The 17,550-nt window shown below is 44.7% G+C and carries 15 protein-coding genes and 1 pseudogene; 8 read left to right on the forward strand and 8 right to left on the reverse strand.

The features are described from left to right. Position 1 precedes the first annotated feature (1 nt). Both AC6I8Y_RS09520 and AC6I8Y_RS09525 read left to right on the forward strand, forming a co-directional pair. The gene (locus AC6I8Y_RS09520; RefSeq protein WP_498020024.1) at positions 2-2,494 is read left to right on the forward strand and encodes a hypothetical protein; all 2,493 of its coding nucleotides are present in this window, start codon (positions 2-4) and stop codon (positions 2,492-2,494) included. After that, a complete protein-coding gene (locus AC6I8Y_RS09525) occupies positions 2,491-5,670 on the forward strand; it encodes a site-specific integrase (RefSeq protein WP_498020025.1) in 3,180 nt (1,059 codons plus the stop codon). The genes AC6I8Y_RS09520 and AC6I8Y_RS09525 overlap by 4 nt, the downstream gene beginning before the upstream one ends. A 404-nt stretch (positions 5,671-6,074) precedes the next feature. Here the strand turns inward: AC6I8Y_RS09525 and AC6I8Y_RS09530 are convergent, their stop codons facing one another. The 3 genes from AC6I8Y_RS09530 to AC6I8Y_RS09540 form a co-directional block, all read right to left on the reverse strand. Beyond that, on the reverse strand, positions 6,075-6,281 hold the full coding sequence (locus tag AC6I8Y_RS09530) for an antitoxin Xre/MbcA/ParS toxin-binding domain-containing protein (RefSeq protein ID WP_498020026.1): 207 nt from the start codon (positions 6,279-6,281) through the stop codon (positions 6,075-6,077). Positions 6,282-6,581: 300 nt separating this feature from the next. Next, positions 6,582-6,836, reverse strand: a complete 255-nt coding sequence (locus AC6I8Y_RS09535; protein WP_498020027.1) for a hypothetical protein — start codon at positions 6,834-6,836, stop codon at positions 6,582-6,584. Further along, complete coding sequence (locus AC6I8Y_RS09540; protein ID WP_498020028.1) at positions 6,788-6,979, reverse strand: hypothetical protein; 192 nt, start codon at positions 6,977-6,979, stop codon at positions 6,788-6,790. Before AC6I8Y_RS09540 ends, AC6I8Y_RS09535 begins: the two co-directional genes overlap by 49 nt. A gap of 634 nt (positions 6,980-7,613) precedes the next feature. Between AC6I8Y_RS09540 and tnpA the strand changes: the two genes are divergently transcribed. From tnpA to AC6I8Y_RS09565, 5 genes and pseudogenes are all read left to right on the forward strand, one after another. Beyond that, positions 7,614-7,931 (forward strand): IS66 family insertion sequence element accessory protein TnpA, encoded by a 318-nt coding sequence (gene tnpA / locus AC6I8Y_RS09545; protein WP_498020029.1) that lies wholly within the window; start codon positions 7,614-7,616, stop codon positions 7,929-7,931. After that, positions 7,928-8,281, forward strand: a complete 354-nt coding sequence (gene tnpB / locus AC6I8Y_RS09550) for an IS66 family insertion sequence element accessory protein TnpB (protein WP_481087428.1) — start codon at positions 7,928-7,930, stop codon at positions 8,279-8,281. Before tnpA ends, tnpB begins: the two co-directional genes overlap by 4 nt. Before the next feature lie 59 nt (positions 8,282-8,340). Then, on the forward strand, positions 8,341-9,873 hold the full coding sequence (tnpC, locus tag AC6I8Y_RS09555; protein ID WP_498020030.1) for an IS66 family transposase: 1,533 nt from the start codon (positions 8,341-8,343) through the stop codon (positions 9,871-9,873). A gap of 20 nt (positions 9,874-9,893) precedes the next feature. Further along, positions 9,894-10,091 (forward strand): hypothetical protein, encoded by a 198-nt coding sequence (locus AC6I8Y_RS09560; protein ID WP_498020031.1) that lies wholly within the window; start codon positions 9,894-9,896, stop codon positions 10,089-10,091. A gap of 62 nt (positions 10,092-10,153) precedes the next feature. After that, positions 10,154-10,362 (forward strand): annotated as a pseudogene (locus AC6I8Y_RS09565) (transposase); the annotation flags it as partial. A gap of 111 nt (positions 10,363-10,473) precedes the next feature. On the opposite strand, the gene AC6I8Y_RS09570 reads toward AC6I8Y_RS09565, so the two are convergent. Next, positions 10,474-11,679, reverse strand: a complete 1,206-nt coding sequence (locus AC6I8Y_RS09570) for an MFS transporter (protein ID WP_498020032.1) — start codon at positions 11,677-11,679, stop codon at positions 10,474-10,476. A gap of 317 nt (positions 11,680-11,996) precedes the next feature. Here AC6I8Y_RS09570 and AC6I8Y_RS09575 point away from each other — a divergent pair, with 317 nt between their 5' ends. After that, positions 11,997-12,998 carry a substrate-binding domain-containing protein gene (locus AC6I8Y_RS09575; RefSeq protein ID WP_498020033.1) on the forward strand — a complete coding sequence of 334 codons (1,002 nt, stop codon included), beginning with the start codon at positions 11,997-11,999 and terminating at the stop codon, positions 12,996-12,998. A 116-nt stretch (positions 12,999-13,114) separates the two neighbouring features. On the opposite strand, the gene galM is transcribed toward AC6I8Y_RS09575, so the two are convergent. From galM to galE, 4 genes are read right to left on the reverse strand one after another with little or no spacing between them, the layout of a single operon-like run. After that, positions 13,115-14,167, reverse strand: a complete 1,053-nt coding sequence (galM, locus tag AC6I8Y_RS09580; protein ID WP_498020034.1) for a galactose-1-epimerase — start codon at positions 14,165-14,167, stop codon at positions 13,115-13,117. A gap of 18 nt (positions 14,168-14,185) precedes the next feature. Beyond that, positions 14,186-15,346: a galactokinase gene (gene galK, locus AC6I8Y_RS09585; protein ID WP_498020035.1), complete on the reverse strand. Its 1,161-nt coding sequence runs from the start codon at positions 15,344-15,346 to the stop codon at positions 14,186-14,188. Positions 15,347-15,405: 59 nt separating this feature from the next. Next, the gene (locus tag AC6I8Y_RS09590) at positions 15,406-16,461 is read right to left on the reverse strand and encodes a UDP-glucose--hexose-1-phosphate uridylyltransferase (protein ID WP_498020036.1); all 1,056 of its coding nucleotides are present in this window, start codon (positions 16,459-16,461) and stop codon (positions 15,406-15,408) included. 49 nt (positions 16,462-16,510) lie between these two features. Then, positions 16,511-17,521: a UDP-glucose 4-epimerase GalE gene (galE, locus tag AC6I8Y_RS09595; RefSeq protein WP_252015013.1), complete on the reverse strand. Its 1,011-nt coding sequence runs from the start codon at positions 17,519-17,521 to the stop codon at positions 16,511-16,513. Positions 17,522-17,550 lie beyond the last annotated feature (29 nt).

Here is a 17,550-nt window from a genome sequence, read left to right on the forward strand (position 1 = left end):
AATGGATGAGTTAACCGAAAGCAAAATTGCACAACTTTTTCCAACAGCGGCTCTTGAAATCGTAAGGTTGTGGTTGCCGGTTTTGGAAGCCATAGAGTGCCCTTCCAATTTTCGCTCTCTTCGGTTTGTCATTCATACGCTCGATATCAGTGCTCAACTTGAACCTAAGCTCTTTAGCCAAACATTCGGTGTTCCGTACGACTTGATTAACACGTTGTTCTCCATCACCTCAGAGCCCAACACAAAGGAATTTGTAGAATACTCCAACACAACGCTAGCGCATGGGTCTAAAGGCGATAAGCCCATCTACTCATTACTGTTTGAGTTTCATCGGTTCATCGATGCTCAACTTGCCGAAATCTTGCTCGTTTTTCTCGACCACTACGCACACCATGAAGCAGAAATTACTTTGCGAAATAAAGCTGAGCCTACATTTAGTTCCCTCCGCCTCCTGTACCCAGATCAGAAATTCACCCCATCTTACCTTGCTGGTCGAAACCCCGACCAAATTGCAAATCAACTTCTGCATTTGAAGAATGAACTGTTATCCGGTGATAGACATGAAGAGAACTGGAACAAGAACATGCGTGGGCGTATTTGGAACCTCATTCATTTTTACCAAGTCAATTGGTCAGACCGGTATAAGCGGTCCAGAAAGTCCAAGCAAGCGCTCCGAGGCTCTTATCGTCGCAATAAGCCTGAACGACTCATTGGAAGTGATCATTTAACAACCTACTCGTTAAAGAAACTCACATTTTCCGAAGAGTATCTGACCAACGGCATCTCACCGTTTGAGGACCTCCCCTCACTCTCGATTGTCAATAACGAGATACTTGAAACTCCGAGGCCTACTCACGAAATCCCGGATATATCAGTAATAAGGGACGGTCAGAAGAACAAAGACAAGAATCGAAGCATTAACAAGTCGGTTACGCAGTCCCACAACATCACCGTATTATCACGAAATGTTTTACAACCACATGAACTCGGTTACCTTCTACACGAGCTTTTCTCCTCAAGAGCGGGTCATATCGATAGCATAGATGAGAATAAGTTGCGTTGTATTACACTGGTCTGCTTATTGTTTTCTCGAGAGCTCGAAGACGTACTAAACCTCCAGATATCAACCAAAGGTGCCGCTCCAAAAACAGGCTTTAGTCTTCGCTCTCCGAAAACTTGGGCATTTAATACCTATTTCAAGTCAACAACACTTCGCACTGAATACAGTGAAAGTCCCTATCTGCATAAAGCCCGAACGTTGTTAGCCGTTTCGCTTCCTCCTGAACTAGTACAAAGACTTAAATCAGCGGATCTACAAGACGGCACTATTCGAGACAGTTCAGGCACGAAAGAAAAAGTGTTAAAGGCAATACAAAAACTCATTGAAACGCTTAACCGGAAACATCACTGCCAAATCAGCTTGAAGCGCATCGAAAATCATCTTAAGAACTATGTGATTGCCAGCGAACAGTTCGACCCAGTCCTACTAGAGCCACTCATAGGTAAAGAAATCTATTACACTCGTTCCCCGCGTCACTATTCGTGGTACTGTAATTCAGAATTGAATCAGTTTGTTCAGCAACTTTGGCAACAAGCATTTCCAACATTGCCATTCATATACCAAGCTGAGTTCGCGTTTACAGATGCGAGCGATGACGATATCACCGGCTTTGGGTCAGAATTTACACCTAAGCTATCAGTGCTAAAGAAATTAGCCTCAACTCTCAGACTGGAACTGAGCAAGTGGAAGTCATTTGATGCGTCTAGCTCACTCAATAGCATCATTAACTACCACAACGCCTACACCTTACATACCATCTACATGCTTCTGTGTGGGACTGGTTACCGAGCTGTATCTAACCCTTTACCCAGCTTTAGCTTTGCACTGATGCGATACAACGCTATTTGTATTTCAGACAAAGACAGCGCGCTCACCTTCTCTCATATGCGCGTTATCTCCTGCCCAACAACGTTACAAACTCAACTCAAACATTATCAACACCACCTAGACGCAGTCGCACGCTTGCTCTCGCACAATCGCACTTATGAATCGAATCAACTTCGCTGGCACCGCTCAGCATTGCGCTTTATCGAAATGACATCAAAAAATGCGAGGTTAGACTGGCACTTCTCAGCCAAAAACTCTCAGAAGAATGACGGACTCTTCTTGTTTTTTGAACAGGGTGACAATGGAGAGATCAAGTCGATCAATGCTTATCCAACGACCATACGACGACAGTCTCGTCAGTTACCCCAACTTCCACTGAACTTTGGTCGTCATTACCTGAGGCGGTACCTTCAGATAACTGATGTCCCCCAAGAACTCATCAAGCTCCAAATGGGGCACTGGGTCTCAGGTGAAAACCCGCTTGAAGGTTTCTCTTCGCTTTGCATGGCTGAGGCCATTAATGACCTACTACCCACACTTGATAAGATGATGAACGAGATAGGCTGGGAGTCCATTCCATCGGCATTGACAAGGAAGCGCCAATGACAACATCTCGCACAGCAAAATTACGAATGGACGGAATGAAAGCCGAGTTCAAAGATCAAGCTTTGCAAGAGTTCAACTATTATGTCGAACGACACCCACTGACCAAAGACAGTGAAGCAGAAAGAATTAGGATAATCGACAAAGTGTATGACCACACCGTCTCACTAGCTCGACACAAAGACGGTTGCATCACGCAAAAATCCCTAGCTAGCATTCAAAAGAAGCTGCCCAATGAAGAGCCCTATTTATCAATATTTCATTCGGTCCTCAACCTTCTGATTTTCTACATAGAACGCAAAACAGGCATACGCGCGCCGGAACTGGCGATGACCACGACGCTCAAGCAAGAGGTACCAGTATTGACACCTGACACCTTTCTAAATTCAGAGCTTGCTGCGTCAATCTATGACCTCATCGAGTCCAAAAGTGCACTGAAAGCCTATATCAGTGAACCCACGCGAAACTCAGGGTTCCTTATTCTGTGGCTGATACTCAAAGAAGGCTTAAGCAAAGAAAAGGATATTTTACCCATATTACGCAGTCATGAACCGCTATACTTTATTGAAAGTCATTGTTTTTATGAGACAAAAACACGTCGATTCTTGCTATCCAAGAAAGCGGAATTTTTGCTCCAGGTTTGGTATCAATCAGCCCACTCCTACTCTCATAGCGCTACAAAAATAATTCAAGAATATTTGGTGACTCACCACCTACTTTCTCCTCACCACTCTCTGGGTATCGTCTCGCTACGACAGATGCTCAAACTCGAGTATGTAATGATACGAAGTAACATCGAATTTAAGCTCTACAATCAGCTCCTCCCCAATTCGCAATTGAGTGACCACACCCTTGCCCGCTTATTCACAGGTCACCGGATACATCATTCCCAAGAAGATAACACCGAACTAAAAACGACTGTTCGCCAGCAAAGGCATTGGTTATCTGGCTTTAGCGTTGGCGAAGGTAAGATTCGAAAACGAGTCGATCAAGACATTGCCCAACTCACAGCGAAAGAGCAAATCGAGATTGTGTCTTATTTTACTAGCAAGTTAGCTAGTACCTCGCCAAAGGAAGCCAGTAAGGTATCGACTAAGGTACTCGCCACTCTCCAAATACGGTTAGAAGACAAACATAAAATCCGCGCCATGCCATTTTGTTGGCTAGTACTTTCATGGTTGTATCACTTGCTTAAAAATGGCGGAAAATTCAAATCCACACTGAGACTAAACACCGTCAAGGATTACGTTTCAGCCGTTTCCTCGCCATTTATTTCTGAGTTCTATGGCTGCGATCCGGAAAAGATGAATGAAATCGACTGGGCAGAAAAGCTCAATATCGTCATTGAGTCTATCGCCTCACCACAGCGTAAAGCGTATGTCGCCTATTTTGCAGAGTTCCTGATTGACAGTAATTTAGTACCCAACCTATGTTTATCCGACATCGATGTGCCGGCTTCGGAGCACAATGTCGACGCGAATATTATTTCCCATCTTGAGGCAAACAGCATCATCTCAGCACTGGAAAAGTCCAAGCATCCGAGAGCTGAGCTTGCCCAAACGTTATTTTTCTTTGGTTTCTTCCTCGGATTGCGCCGAAATGAAATCAAAGGGTTACAGTTCAAGGATTTTCACAACGAAAGCAATGAACACCATACCCTACATATCAGGCCCAACAAATATCGATTGCTCAAGACCACCGATGGCTCTAGAAACTTGCCAGTCGAAAGTCTCCTTCCTGCGGCACACCTAGAGAAATTGCTTAGTTTTGTTGAAAGATCAAAGTTAAAGCACATGTCGTTTGATAACCTGCTTCTTCATGGCTCCAAAGATAAAGACATAAACGATGCGTTTAAACTCCTTACGAATGTCATGAAAAGCGTTACCGGTGATGAGGCGCTGCGCTTTCACCATTGTCGCCACTCCTTTGCAAACTGGACCCTTTGCCTACTTTATAAGTTGAAGCAAACGCACTCTTGGCCATTTCTTGAACACAATTATTTTTCTTCGGAGCGAGCTGAACAACTTCGCCGCCGACTAGAGATAAGACAAAATACTCGTAAGCAGTTTTGGGCAGTGGCTCAGCTATTAGGGCATGCAAGCCCCGGCGCGACGACGTCCTCTTACTTTCATCTCTCTGATATATTTCATCGCACATACTATGCCAGCTACTTGCCTGAGCTCTATGCAATACGTCAATTCTGGGGACAAGGCACCGCTCTCGACAGTGATGGAAATGTTAAACTAAAGCCAAACCAGCAGAGCGTTGCTAAGCGATGCCGGCCAGAAGTTAAGTTGTTCTCAGCGCCTCAGTCACCATTTGATATCAGCGAATTTGATCCACCACAAATCGAACATGCTATCGGAGCATTATCTCTAAAAATCATTTGGCGTGTTATTCGCAGGAATGCAGAAGGCCAAAGTGCACGCACCATTTCAAACGAAATGAGCATGTCGTTTGATATCGTCAAACAAATCATCTTAACAGAAGAGAACTTACTCCCCCGCACGCAACGCCGCTCGAAGCATAAAGCTAAGCCTCACATTAACTATGGTTCGCAACTTAAGCCTAATATTGCTGAGATAGGAAAGTGGGTTTCGGCCTTTGATGACAAGCAAAACGAATTAACAAGCAATATCAATCTAAAGCTCATTCGAGGAGTCATTATTGATTTAGTTGGGGCAAAAGATGCCAAAATCCGCACATCGAACAAAGACCTTGCCCTTACACTCATCAAATTCGTTGAGATCCTTGCTGTTCCGAGTCAAATCATCGAAATTAAGTGGTATATGCACGATGCTCCTTTCTCTAACTTAAATCAAATCCAGCCTTACTTCCCACATATTGACTTTTGGCTACGTGCGTTAAAAAACAAGACAGGGCTCGATAAAAGCTGTTTTTCCATTGTCCTTCCCGCGAGGCTAAGCACGTTTAAAGCAGATTTCGAAAGATACGCCAAAACCACCGTCAGCGAAGACGGGAAATACTTTAAGTACATAGCACCTGGGCACGTGGCGATAGAAGTAAAACAAATCCATTTTCACTCAGACAAAAGAAAAGATGCTGAAGCTCTGCCCAGTCGTCCAAGGCGAAGAAAGTCTTTTGTGAGCTTTTTGAGATTAGTAGCAATTTATTTAGAGCTTGAAAAAAAGCCCAAAAAATTCAGAATGATAGATTAGGTCAAAAGCTTATTAAAGCTCCAAATATTCCTTTCCTTTTTGGTGCGTTTGAGGTGGTTAGAAAGCCGACAGCTTGCTGGTATACCGTGAAAGCCCTATTATATCTTTAGGTTTAATAATCAAGAGATTCCAGATGTGTTGAATTTTCTAGTTCAAAAACTTGATGATTACGTGAGTTGGCTTGACAGTAATATCGTTGAAATAGCCTACGTTGGGGTTCCAATTGTCATTCTCTTTACCCTAGTCGCTAACTTTACGTATTAACCCAGCACGTGCAAAAGCATCAAATATTAACAGTGGGTTACCATTGAGCACTCTGTTAGAGTCTATGTACTCTTTCGGCTTTTCCGCTGGTGTCGCTCTTGGCGCCTTACGTCAACCTGAATAACCGACAACTTTACTTGTTAGCTAAATTCGCCGCATTTGAGTCGGGTTAGTAGCTGTCTCACTTGCTCATAACCATTTACATCATCAAGCAAATCTAGAGGTTTACGCCCAGACAACGCTGGAATGGGTGTTTGGAACCACTCTTCAACCAAAGAGTGGCTGCCAAAAACGTCAAAGGCTAGTGTTCGAATGTCATTATCTTTAGACGGAACCATGTTTGCCATACTGGCTAACCTCACAAATATCAATGATTCAAAAGTATACTTGACAGACAAGTTGTTGGCCCACTTCTGGACCGAAATAATTGACGAGAAACTGTTTTGCAATCGGGCGAAAGAGTTTGTGCAACAAGCTGCTGCACAGGTGTAACCCATCACAAAAACAAGAGGTAAAAGACTGAAATCGCAGTTACTGGCACAAATAAATAAAGAGTTAATAGCTTGAGCTGCTTACTCAACTGTCTCAACTCAGAAACTTCTCGTTTAAGCTCACCTTCGGTTCGAAGATGTGGCTTTCTAGCGGAATTACTCATCTCCAACACCTCTAGTTCTAGCAATCAAGTCAAAACCATGCTCTATGCCATACAGTACGTCCCGAAGATGACACTGATGTGGTGAGTTTAAGCTTGCAATTACTCGGCCAATTTCATTGCCCAAATCGCTAAGTTCGACATCACCATCTGGAAGGCAATTAAGCGCTGACTTAAGGTTGGAAAGAAAAATATCTGGGTTCACCAAACCTGAACCGGGATCATCGAAAAGCTCATTTCGACTAGCCATGAAATCATCTGTAACTCGATCTTCCCCATCGGCGAAAGAAACCCAATCGGGCTTTTTTCACTCTTAGCAATCAAATCACTATGGGAATTATAACCAGTCATTCCTTCTAACAGCTCTTTTTCAGTCAACTTCTTCTTGCTCATTGCATACAACCTGTCAGGATGTTTAGATTAGTTGCAGTATAGCAAAATCAGCTAGACTTCTTATAGACTAGTGACTTAAAACCAATCTTAAGGCATAGGTGGGTCAAGTTAACTCTGGTCGACTTTCTATATCACTAATGCTGGCAGTGTGGTTTGCTATAAGCGGCGGTTAAAAACTAGAGGCACAACGATGAAGTCCAAGAAGCACGTTACAAAAGCTCGAAATGCTAAAATTGAGCGTATGAAAGCAATAAAAGGTGCTTACTTGAAGGCTATGGCGGAGGGGAACATAAAGACCTATCGAGTTATTCAAACCCTTTAATGAACGAATGCTCAGTTTGCTTTGTTATCGAATTCTGGTATAGACTAGGCGTCATCAATGACAGCGGGACTATGTTAGTACATTGATGTCTACTCTGCTGAGACGCTGGCCGCGCCGCGATAACCAAAGACCTCCGCCTTTCAATAGCCCTGTTCTCTTCCGCTCGCAGAGTATTGACCGCAGGTAGCGCGTAACAGAGTCACTATAAGTGGCTCTTGTCGTTTCTAGTATCGTAGGCGCGTCATAAACCCCGCATTCTAATCGTTCATCACGAATATTAAGATCAAGTCTCCAACTATGAGGAGATTTGAAATGGCAAAACGACGTTCTAACCAAGAATGGCAAGCTCTCTTTCAACAATATGAAAGCAGTAATGTGACTCAACGTGTTTTTTGCGAGCAGCACGGACTGAGCTTATCGACGTTTTTCGCGAAACGCCGTCAACTTCATTCGACAAGTCAATTAGCGTCTGTCGGCTTCGTTAAAGCTGAAGTCGTCGAAAAGACAACCAAGTTTCAAGCTCAAATAGCAACGGCTAACATGACACTTCTCGTCAATGATGTTGAGTTGAACATTCCCCAAGGCACGCCTGCCACTTATCTAGCAGAACTCATCGGTGCACTATCATGAAACGTATGCTCAACGCTCCAGAGATTTATCTCTATCGTGAGAGTGTCGATTTTAGAAAGTCCATCAACGGCCTCGCGGCGATTATCGAAAGTGACACCGATTTGCCTCTAGGAAGTGGTGCTCTGTTCCTATTCACCAATAAACAGCGCGATAAAATCAAAGTGTTGTACTGGGATAAAACAGGCTTTGCTCTTTGGTACAAACGCCTTGAAAAAGCCAAGTACAAGTGGCCATCAAAAGAGAAAAATGAGGTGTTTAGCCTAACTCAATTCGAGCTTGATAGGTTGCTTTCTGGCTTCACGATTATCGGCCACAAACCCGTTCGAATAAACGATTTCACAATGACTTAAACGATAATAAAGCCTTATCTACCAAGCGTTAGCGGCATGATTTTAGTATAATGAAAGCCATGAAAAAGACGCCAAATATCAACCCAGAAAGTCAAGATGTTGCCGAGCTACAAGCGATGGTGAAAGAGCTCAAGGCGTCAGAAAGCCGATTGAAACAAGAGCGTCAGTCTTTACTTGAACAACTCAAGCTTGCCTTCGACCGCCAGTTCGCTAAACGCTCGGAGGCGTTAAAGCCTTACGATGCATCTCAAGGTGACCTCTTCAACGAAGTGGAATGTGAAGCCGCTAAGGAAGATGAAGTTGAGGTCACGACGACCACCACAACGAAGAAACGTGGTAAGCGTAAGCCACTTCCAAAAACCTTGCCTCGTAAGGTAATCGAACTCGATTTAGATGACAACGAAAAGCAGTGCGCGTGCTGCAAGTATAATAGCCTGCATAAAATCGGTGAAGACCGCAGTGAAAAGCTAGAGTTCTCGCCAGCGGTACTCAAAGTGCTGGAATATGTTCGTCCTAAGTATGCTTGTCGTCAGTGCGAGCAAACTAAAGACAAAAGCCACATCGTTCAAGAGCCAGCGCCGCAAAGCATTATCCCTAAAAGCTTCGCGACAGAAAGCTTGCTGGCCAATATCATTCTTGGTAAATACCAATACACGATGCCACTGTATCGCCAAGAGTCGCTCTTTACCCAATCGGGTATCGAACTATCGCGCACGACTATGGCAAGATGGGTTATCCAAGTCAGTGAGAAGTTCGCATCGCTTTACGTGGCCTTGAAAACACACCTACTTGAACAAGTGGTGGTTCAGGCGGATGAAACGCCGCTCAATGTCCTCAAGGAAGATAAGCAATGTTACATGTGGCTTTACTGCTCGGGAGCAGACTCGCCAGAAGCCGCACTTCCCAACGTGAAAAATATCGCCTTGTACGACTATCAAAACAGTCGCGCGAGGGCGTGCTCTGTTGCCTTCTTGGGGGATTACAGTGGTTATCTGCAAACCGATGGCTATGGTGCTTATGATGGCCTTCATCAAGTAACTAATGTCGGCTGCTTGGCGCATGCACGGCGTAAGTTCATGGAGGCTAAGAAGGTTCAAGGTAAAGGTAAGTCAGGCAAAGCAGATAAAGCGTTGGCCAAAATCCAGAAGCTCTATGGGATAGAATCCCGCTTAAAAGATGCGTCTGCCGAGAAGCGAAAAGCAGAACGTCAACAGCATACCAAACCGATACTGGATGAGTTGTACGAGTGGATGACAACGCAACAAGTGCTTGAGTCTAGCCCACTGGGTAAAGCGATAAAATACACGCTCGGCCAATGGCCGAAGCTCATCCGTTATATCGATGACGGTCACTTATCGATAGACAATAACCATGCTGAACGAGCAATAAAACCGCTAGTCATTGGGAGAAAGAACTGGTTGTTCTCGAACACACCAAGTGGTGCTGACGCGAGTGCGATGCTTTACAGTATCGTCGAGACGGCTAAAGCCAACGGCCTAATCCTCTACGATTACATGGTCAAGTGCATGAACGAGCTGGCTAAAGCAGAGCCAGACATCGATGCACTCCTACCTTGGAACTTCAAACATTAGCAATATCGCCCGGTGGGTTTATGGGGCGTTTACAAAGCGTCGTAGTTAGCTTGTCGGTTTTCATTGGCGATTTAGACGCGTTCAATCAATTGATCGAAAGCCTTATCAACGAGAGTGCAAACCAAAACCGTAGCGAACACCAAGAGCCCTGTACCGAGTCATTTATGCTAGGAGATGTTGTCAGTTATCTAAGTCATCATTTTGGCTTTGTTTCCTAAATCAGGGAACTAAATCACAATCTACGATCAGATCAGCTAAGTTCATCCAAATGCTTAGACTAATGGCCAAGTCTCGCAACAAATTAACCAATTGGAAACTCTATAACCAAGCTTTCATCAATCGCGATTCACTGACATTTTGGATTGATGAAGAAGTTATCCAGGCATGAAAACAAATCAAGCAATGCAAGCGGGGAAGGCCTCGTTTGTTTATTAACTTAGCTAATCGACGACTCTTATTCTTAAACGAGTATGTTCAATGCCATTAAGGGGCTGCAAAAATCATTTTAGATTTCAGTGCTACATCCTAATAAAACTAAGCACATTAACACAGATACAAAACCAAGCACGTACATCACTTATATTCTAGTTACTCATCACACTATGTGCTCTGGTTCAATATCTTATTTTCCCTAGCGGCCAAATTAGCGAACAGCGCACAGAATAGTGCCACTCCAGCAATAAGGTATAACGGCACCAACCATGCTTGTGTTGTTGAGTGCAAATAACCAATAAGCGACGGCCCTGTGGCTGCTAAGGCGTAGCCAATACTCTGAGATAGACCAGAGAGAGTTGCGGCCTGCCCTGGTGTCGTCGTTCTCAGGCCGATGAATGACATACCAATGATAAATGTGGCACAGTTTGCTAATCCGAACAGCACGACCCAAATAGGTGCGAGCTGTGAGTAACTAGCCAAACCAATAACCGCGACAAATACCGTAAATGCGCAGAGTGAGATCAACCCACGTTGATTGTTAGACCTTGAAAGAAATGGCAATAATATCAGCCCAGGAAGCATGGTCGATAGCTGCAACAATCCATATAAATACCCCGCTTCTGTGTCACTGTAGCCAAGATCGCCCAACATTGTCGGTAACCATCCTGCCAATGAATAAAAGGTAAACGAGTTCAATCCGATGCCTAAGGTTACTTGCCAAGCGACTGGACACTTGATGAGCTGCCAGGTTGTCACTCCAACGTGATTGTCTTGTTTTGTTTCTACTCCCCTCTTCGTTCCCTTGAGCACGTTTGGTAGCCATATAAACAGCGCTAAGATAGGAAATATTAAATTAAACAACAGTGCGAGTTGCCAACCAGTAAGGCTCGCCACATCGATATTTGATATCGGTACCATAAGACTTGAACTGAGTGTCGCGCCAGCCCCCATGATAAATACGTAAAGGGAGGTGATCATCGGTATGCGTGTTGGAAAGTTCACTTTAACCACGACGGGCAATAACACATTCCCAGTGGCAATTCCGGCCCCAATTAACATAGTACCTATGTGTAGTGGCAACAATGAACCGATCGATCGTAATATCACGCCCAAACCAATAAGCAATACCGCAAGCAACAAACTAGGATACAAGCCCAAGCGGTGTGAAATGGTTGCAGCGATGGGTGATACCATGGCAAATGAGAGTAAAGGCAGCGCTGTCAATAGCCCAGCGGCGGCACCGCTAAGGGAAAGCCCATCCATGATCTGACTGAGTACCGGTGCCAAGCTGGTAAACGGTGCCCTAAGATTCAGAGCCAAAAACATGATACCAATAAATGCTACTACTTTCCCCCGATTGAAGGTCGTCATTACAAGTCTCTCAATATATGTGTTATCTTATTATTTTATAGAAAATTGATCTGCTTTGGCAGTTAAAATCGTTGCTACTTTATCCGGTGCTACGTTGCGTTTTTACCAACATCATATTCTCAGCAGTCAAGTCACTTTTCCTTTTATCCCACCATTTGAAATGATGATTGCAGCGGCATATTTTGCGATAATTATGTACCATTTAATCACCTTTCAAAGGTTGACATAAAAGTAATAAATAGCGCTTAATAAATGGAATTAGCGAAGCATCGAGTCAACTTTAACCCGACTGATCATAACCAATCACTGAGTCCTAAATGCCAACAATCAAAGATGTCGCCAAAGCGGCTGGAGTGTCAACAGCGACGGTTTCCCGTGTGTTCAACAAATCCCCTAAAGCGAGCCAATCTTCCATTGATGCGGTGACGCAAGCAATGGAGATGTTAGGCTACCGACCTAACGCCGCAGCGCGAGCCTTGGTGAGCCAAAGCAGCAATACCATTGGGGTGTTAGTAGGCGATGTTTCTGACCCGTTTTTTGGCACGCTTGTGAAATCGGTTGATAGCGTTGCGCGCCAACATGGAAAACACCTTCTAATTGGCAATGGCTATCATAATATGCAAGATGAGCGAACCACCCTTGAGCTGCTCATCAATAGCCGCTGCGATGCGATTATAGTGCACGCTAAAGCCATACAAGATGAAGAACTTATTCGCTACGCTGAAGAGGTGAAAGGGCTGGTCATCATCAACCGTCATATCCCACAACTTGCTGAACGTTGCGTGTCATTGGATAACAGCAAAGGGGCATATCTTGCGACCGAACACTTGATCCGCCAAGGGCATCAACACATTGCTTGTATCGCCTCCAAATCCGACATCAATGATACCGATGAACGCTTACAAGGCTACCGCAGCGCACTGCGAGACAACAACATCACCCTTGCAAATAGCTATGTCGCATTTGGTGAACCCAACAGCGATGGCGGCGAAGCGGCAATGACCGAGATCCTAAGCAAATCGCTGCCGTTTTCTGCCGTGGTCGCCTATAACGACTACATGGCCGCTGGGGCAATGACTGCACTGAGACAGAACGGCATCTCAGTACCCGAGCAATCATCGATTGTGGGCTTTGATGATGGATTGATCGCGCGTTTTGTTACGCCAAGCCTAACCACAGTGCGCTACCCTATCGAATTGATGGCAGAGCACGCTACTCGCCTAGCGTTAGCGCTATCGCGCAATGAAGAGTCTGATGAGGGCGCGATTATATTTAGCCCTACCTTAGTATCTCGACACTCAGTCGTCACGCCAAGGTAATGGTCCTTGCTATCAGATCCAGAAACAACAAAGCTCTGCCGAAACCTAGTAGAGCTTTAATATCATGTTCATCGAAGCCCCAACTCATATAGGATTATTGGATTGGCACAATCACGCTAAAAGTCAAAACCAAACGTCGTCTGATAGCGGTACTCTTTTTCTGGTTGCAGGATACAGCTGGGCTGTGGCCATTCTGGTTGGTTAGGCGAGTCTGGTAAAAACTGAGTCTCCAACGCCAACCCAGCATAGTCCTCATAACAGCCACCTTCGCGACACGGTTGACCAGCTAACCAGTTACCCGTGTAGAGCTGCAATCCTGGTTTATCGGTGACTATCGATAGTCTTACCAAGCCATCCGGAGCAACCAATGTCGCGACCGGCATGGTTGTATCACGCTCAGGGTTCAATAAATAGCTATGGTCATACCCCTTTGCCATACGCTGTTGCTCATCTTGCAACAGATCGTCACCGATCTTTTTCGCAACGCGGAAATCAAAACTGGTCCCCGACACTGCAGATAACATCCCTAGGGGGATCCCTTTATCGGTTGTCGGCACATAGTAGTCTGCATCTATCGTCAGTAGGTGTGCCAAGCAATCGCTTTGCTGTGACGACAAGTTGAAATACGCGTGATTGGTTAAACCTATCGGCGTAGCCTGATCGGTCATTGCACGGTACGCCACTTCAACTTGATTTTCTTCCGTTAAGGAATATGTCACGCTCACGGAAACATTACCAGGGAACCCCTGATCATCATCTTTAGAATCAAGAGTAAACGTGACCTGCTGCTGGGATTGATGTTGGATCGCCCACCGCCGCTTATCAAATCCGTCGGAGCCTCCATGTAAGCAGTTTCCCGCCTGATTTTGACTTAACTGATAGGTTTTGCCGGCAATCGAAAACTGACCATTGGCAATTCGATTAGCGTAACGGCCAACCGTCGCACCCATATAACTAGTATGTTGGTTAAACTGCGCCATCGTACCAACGCCCAACAGTACCTCACGCAACTCCCCCTCGGGTAATGGCAATCGACAACTCAACCAAGTTGCACCGATATCCATAAAGCCCACTGTCATGCCGTGGCTATTCTGTAACTCGACAAACCTCGCTGGCATACCATCAGCCGCAACCTGTTGAGTTATCCTTGCTTCTAGAGATTCCTTCATAACTACACCAACTGTTGTTTATAGAGCCTCAACCAATCCTGCACCATCTTTAGCTTTGCAGACATAAATAGACTCTTTCAGGCCGGTCTCGCGTTGATATCTTTCTTGCACCACGGCAGTAACTCGTTCCACTAATGTTGGCGGTACTAACGCAACAATACAACCTCCGAAGCCGCCACCAGTCATGCGTACGCCGCCCTCTTCACCAATCACCTCTTTGACCATCTCTACTAAAAGATCGATTTCAGTCACTGTGATTTCAAAATCATCACGCATCGAGGCATGAGACGCTGCCATCAACTCCCCCATGCGTTTCATGTCATGATCGCGAAGTGCTTTAGCAGCTTGTAAAGTACGATCATTTTCGGTAATCACATGTCGAGCGCGTTTAGCCACCATGTCATCTAACGTTGAGCGCTTATCATTAAACTGCTCAATGGTGACATCACGAAGTGCACTGACACCAAATAGGCGTGCCGCTTCCTCACACTGCTCGCGACGTGTGTTATATTCACTGTCAACCAATCCACGCTTCTTGTTCGAGTTGATGATCATCACTACCATATCTTCTGGCATTGATACCAACTCGGTTTCAAGCGTTCGGCAATCAAGCAACATCGCATGATTCTCGCGACCTTCCGCCGAGATCATCTGATCCATAATTCCACACTTACAGCCAACAAAATCATTCTCTGCCTGCTGACCGATTAAAGCAATATCCGCCTGGCTAATTTCCAGGTTGTGTAGAACCTTAAATGTTTGTCCAATTACAACTTCAAGCGCAGCGGAAGAACTCAAACCCGCTCCCTGAGGTACGTTTCCACTAACGGCTATATCTGCGCCGGTAAACTCGTAGCCTCTTGTAATCAAACAACTAACTACGCCTCTGATGTAATTAGTCCACATCTTATCTTGTTGGAAGGTGATGGCTTGACTTAGGTCAAATTCATCGATGGCATTACCATAATCAGCCGAGACAACACGGACTAAGTTGTCGTCACGTTTGGTTGCCGCCACAACAGCCTGATAATCAATAGCACACGGTAGAACAAAGCCATCGTTATAGTCTGTATGCTCACCAATAAGGTTAACACGTCCAGGAGCTTGGATAATGTGGCTCGGCTTGTAACCTAGAACCGCTTCAAATGAAGTCATAACGTTTTGTACGAGTTCTGACATGAGGTATTCCTTGTTTATTCAATATAGTGCAAAGGGTTTACAACCCTAAGAGCCAAAAATTACGGTTGCTCTTTATAGTGGATATCACTTAAATCACGTAGACGCTGCGCGGCTTGCTCAGCAGTTAAATCGCGTTGGCTCTCTGCAAGCATTTCGTACCCGACCATGAACTTACGTACTGTTGCACTGCGCAACAGCGGTGGGTAGAACAAAGCGTGAAGCTGCCAATGTTCGATGTCAGTGCCTTGTTCAAAAAATGGTGCATAGTGCCAGCCCATGGAATATGGGAATGAACACTTAAAAAGATTGTCATAACGACTCGTCAGCTTTTTAATAGCAATCGCTAGGTCATCTCGCTGTTCATCGTCCAATTCGTTCATTCGACGGATGTGTTTTTTAGGCAACAACATTGTTTCAAATGGCCATGCAGCCCAGTACGGTACGAGAGCAACCCAATGCTCAGTCTCTACTACGATGCGAGAACCATCTTTCAACTCTGCATCGACATAGTCGACCAGTAAGTTACTTCCATGTTCTTGGTAATAAGCCTTTAAGTTCGCTTCTTTCCTTTCGATCTCGTTCGGTAAGAAACTGTTAGCCCAAACCTGCCCATGTGGGTGAGGTTGTGAACAACCCATTGCTTCGCCTTTATTTTCGAAAGCTTGAACCCAAACGTACTCCTTACCTAGAGCTTCAATCTGCTCATTCCATGTGTCTACGACACCACGGATCTGATTCACTGATAATTCTGGCAACGTCTTACTATGATCTGGCGAAAAGCAGATCACACGACTAAGTCCACGAACTCCCTGAGTTCTGAACAGAGGGTTCTCACTCTCAGGCGCATCAGGTGAATTGGTCTTTAGCGCTGCAAAGTCATTTTCGAATACGTATGTTCCTTTGTAATCGGGATTAACATCCCCGGAAATACGCTCATTTTTTGGACAAAGAAAACACCCTTCGTCATAGTGTACTAATGATTCCGTCGACGGTTTTTCATCTGCGCCACTCCAAGGACGTTTGGCACGATGAGGAGAGACTAGAACCCACTGCCCGGTCAAAGGGTTATAACGACGATGTGGGTGATCTGCGGGATTAAATTCAACGTTCGACATTTTTATACTCATATCTTATTAATAGAGGGGTTTTGTTCTAACTAATTAGTTAGTAACCTTGAGGGTTCTTTGATTGCCAATTCCAGGTATCAATTGCCATATCAGAAACACTGAATTTTGCCTTCCATCCAAGCTCTAACTCTGCTTTTTCAGAACTAGACCAACACTCCGCAATATCACCATCACGACGTTCGCACAGTTGATATGGGATTGGGTTACCACAAGCATTCCCAAATGCTTCAATCATTTCTAAAACACTTGAACCTTTACCGGTACCAAGGTTATAGACATGCAAACCATTTTTAGGGCTAGCTGAATTAAGTGCTGCAATATGACCGTCGGCGAGATCCATAACATGAATATAATCACGTACACCTGTTCCATCTTTCGTTGGATAATTACTGCCATATACAGAGAGCTTGTCACGACGACCTACCGCAACTTGGGCAATAAATGGCATCAAATTATTAGGAATACCTTGCGGATCCTCACCAATTAAACCAGATGGATGTGCACCTACCGGATTGAAATATCGCAATAGTGTGATGCTCCAGTCATTATCGGAGTGGAAAAGATCGGCTAAGCACTCTTCAACCATATATTTACTACGACCATATGGATTGGTCGTTTTTCCTGTTGGGCTCTTCTCTGTAATTGGTACAGTCTCTGGATCACCGTAAACGGTTGCAGATGAACTAAATACCAACTTTTTCACACCAGCTTCACGCATACAGCGAGCCAGTGCAATGGAACCGTTAACGTTATTGTCATAATAATCGAGAGGTTTAGCTACAGATTCTCCCACTGCTTTTAAACCAGCGAAGTGAATTACGGCATGGATATTATGGTCAGTAAAAATAGACTTAAGAACTGATTCGTCACGTACATCACCTTGATAAAAAATAGGCTTACAGCTCGTTAACTCTTCTATTCTGTCTAACACATTCAATTTTGAGTTACACAAATTGTCAATTATTATCGGCTCAAATCCCGATTTAATCATTTGTACACAGGTATGACTCCCGATATAACCTAAACCACCCGTGACTAGTACTTTCATTTTCCACCTCCGACACATCAATATGCATA

The organism is Vibrio sp. KUL78, assembly GCF_059725505.1.

Bases quoted from the DNA above. Each gene is read 5' to 3' on its own strand.
- AC6I8Y_RS09520 (WP_498020024.1), top strand. From the start codon at position 2: ATGGATGAGTTAACCGAAAGCAAAATTGCACAACTTTTTCCAACAGCG.
- AC6I8Y_RS09525 (WP_498020025.1), top strand. From the start codon at position 2,491: ATGACAACATCTCGCACAGCAAAATTACGAATGGACGGAATGAAAGCC.
- AC6I8Y_RS09530 (WP_498020026.1), bottom strand. From the start codon at position 6,281: ATGGCAAACATGGTTCCGTCTAAAGATAATGACATTCGAACACTAGCC.
- AC6I8Y_RS09535 (WP_498020027.1), bottom strand. From the start codon at position 6,836: ATGGCTAGTCGAAATGAGCTTTTCGATGATCCCGGTTCAGGTTTGGTG.
- AC6I8Y_RS09540 (WP_498020028.1), bottom strand. From the start codon at position 6,979: ATGAGCAAGAAGAAGTTGACTGAAAAAGAGCTGTTAGAAGGAATGACT.
- tnpA (WP_498020029.1), top strand. From the start codon at position 7,614: ATGGCAAAACGACGTTCTAACCAAGAATGGCAAGCTCTCTTTCAACAA.
- tnpB (WP_481087428.1), top strand. From the start codon at position 7,928: ATGAAACGTATGCTCAACGCTCCAGAGATTTATCTCTATCGTGAGAGT.
- tnpC (WP_498020030.1), top strand. From the start codon at position 8,341: ATGAAAAAGACGCCAAATATCAACCCAGAAAGTCAAGATGTTGCCGAG.
- AC6I8Y_RS09560 (WP_498020031.1), top strand. From the start codon at position 9,894: ATGGGGCGTTTACAAAGCGTCGTAGTTAGCTTGTCGGTTTTCATTGGC.
- AC6I8Y_RS09570 (WP_498020032.1), bottom strand. From the start codon at position 11,679: ATGACGACCTTCAATCGGGGGAAAGTAGTAGCATTTATTGGTATCATG.
- AC6I8Y_RS09575 (WP_498020033.1), top strand. From the start codon at position 11,997: ATGCCAACAATCAAAGATGTCGCCAAAGCGGCTGGAGTGTCAACAGCG.
- galM (WP_498020034.1), bottom strand. From the start codon at position 14,167: ATGAAGGAATCTCTAGAAGCAAGGATAACTCAACAGGTTGCGGCTGAT.
- galK (WP_498020035.1), bottom strand. From the start codon at position 15,346: ATGTCAGAACTCGTACAAAACGTTATGACTTCATTTGAAGCGGTTCTA.
- AC6I8Y_RS09590 (WP_498020036.1), bottom strand. From the start codon at position 16,461: ATGTCGAACGTTGAATTTAATCCCGCAGATCACCCACATCGTCGTTAT.
- galE (WP_252015013.1), bottom strand. From the start codon at position 17,521: ATGAAAGTACTAGTCACGGGTGGTTTAGGTTATATCGGGAGTCATACC.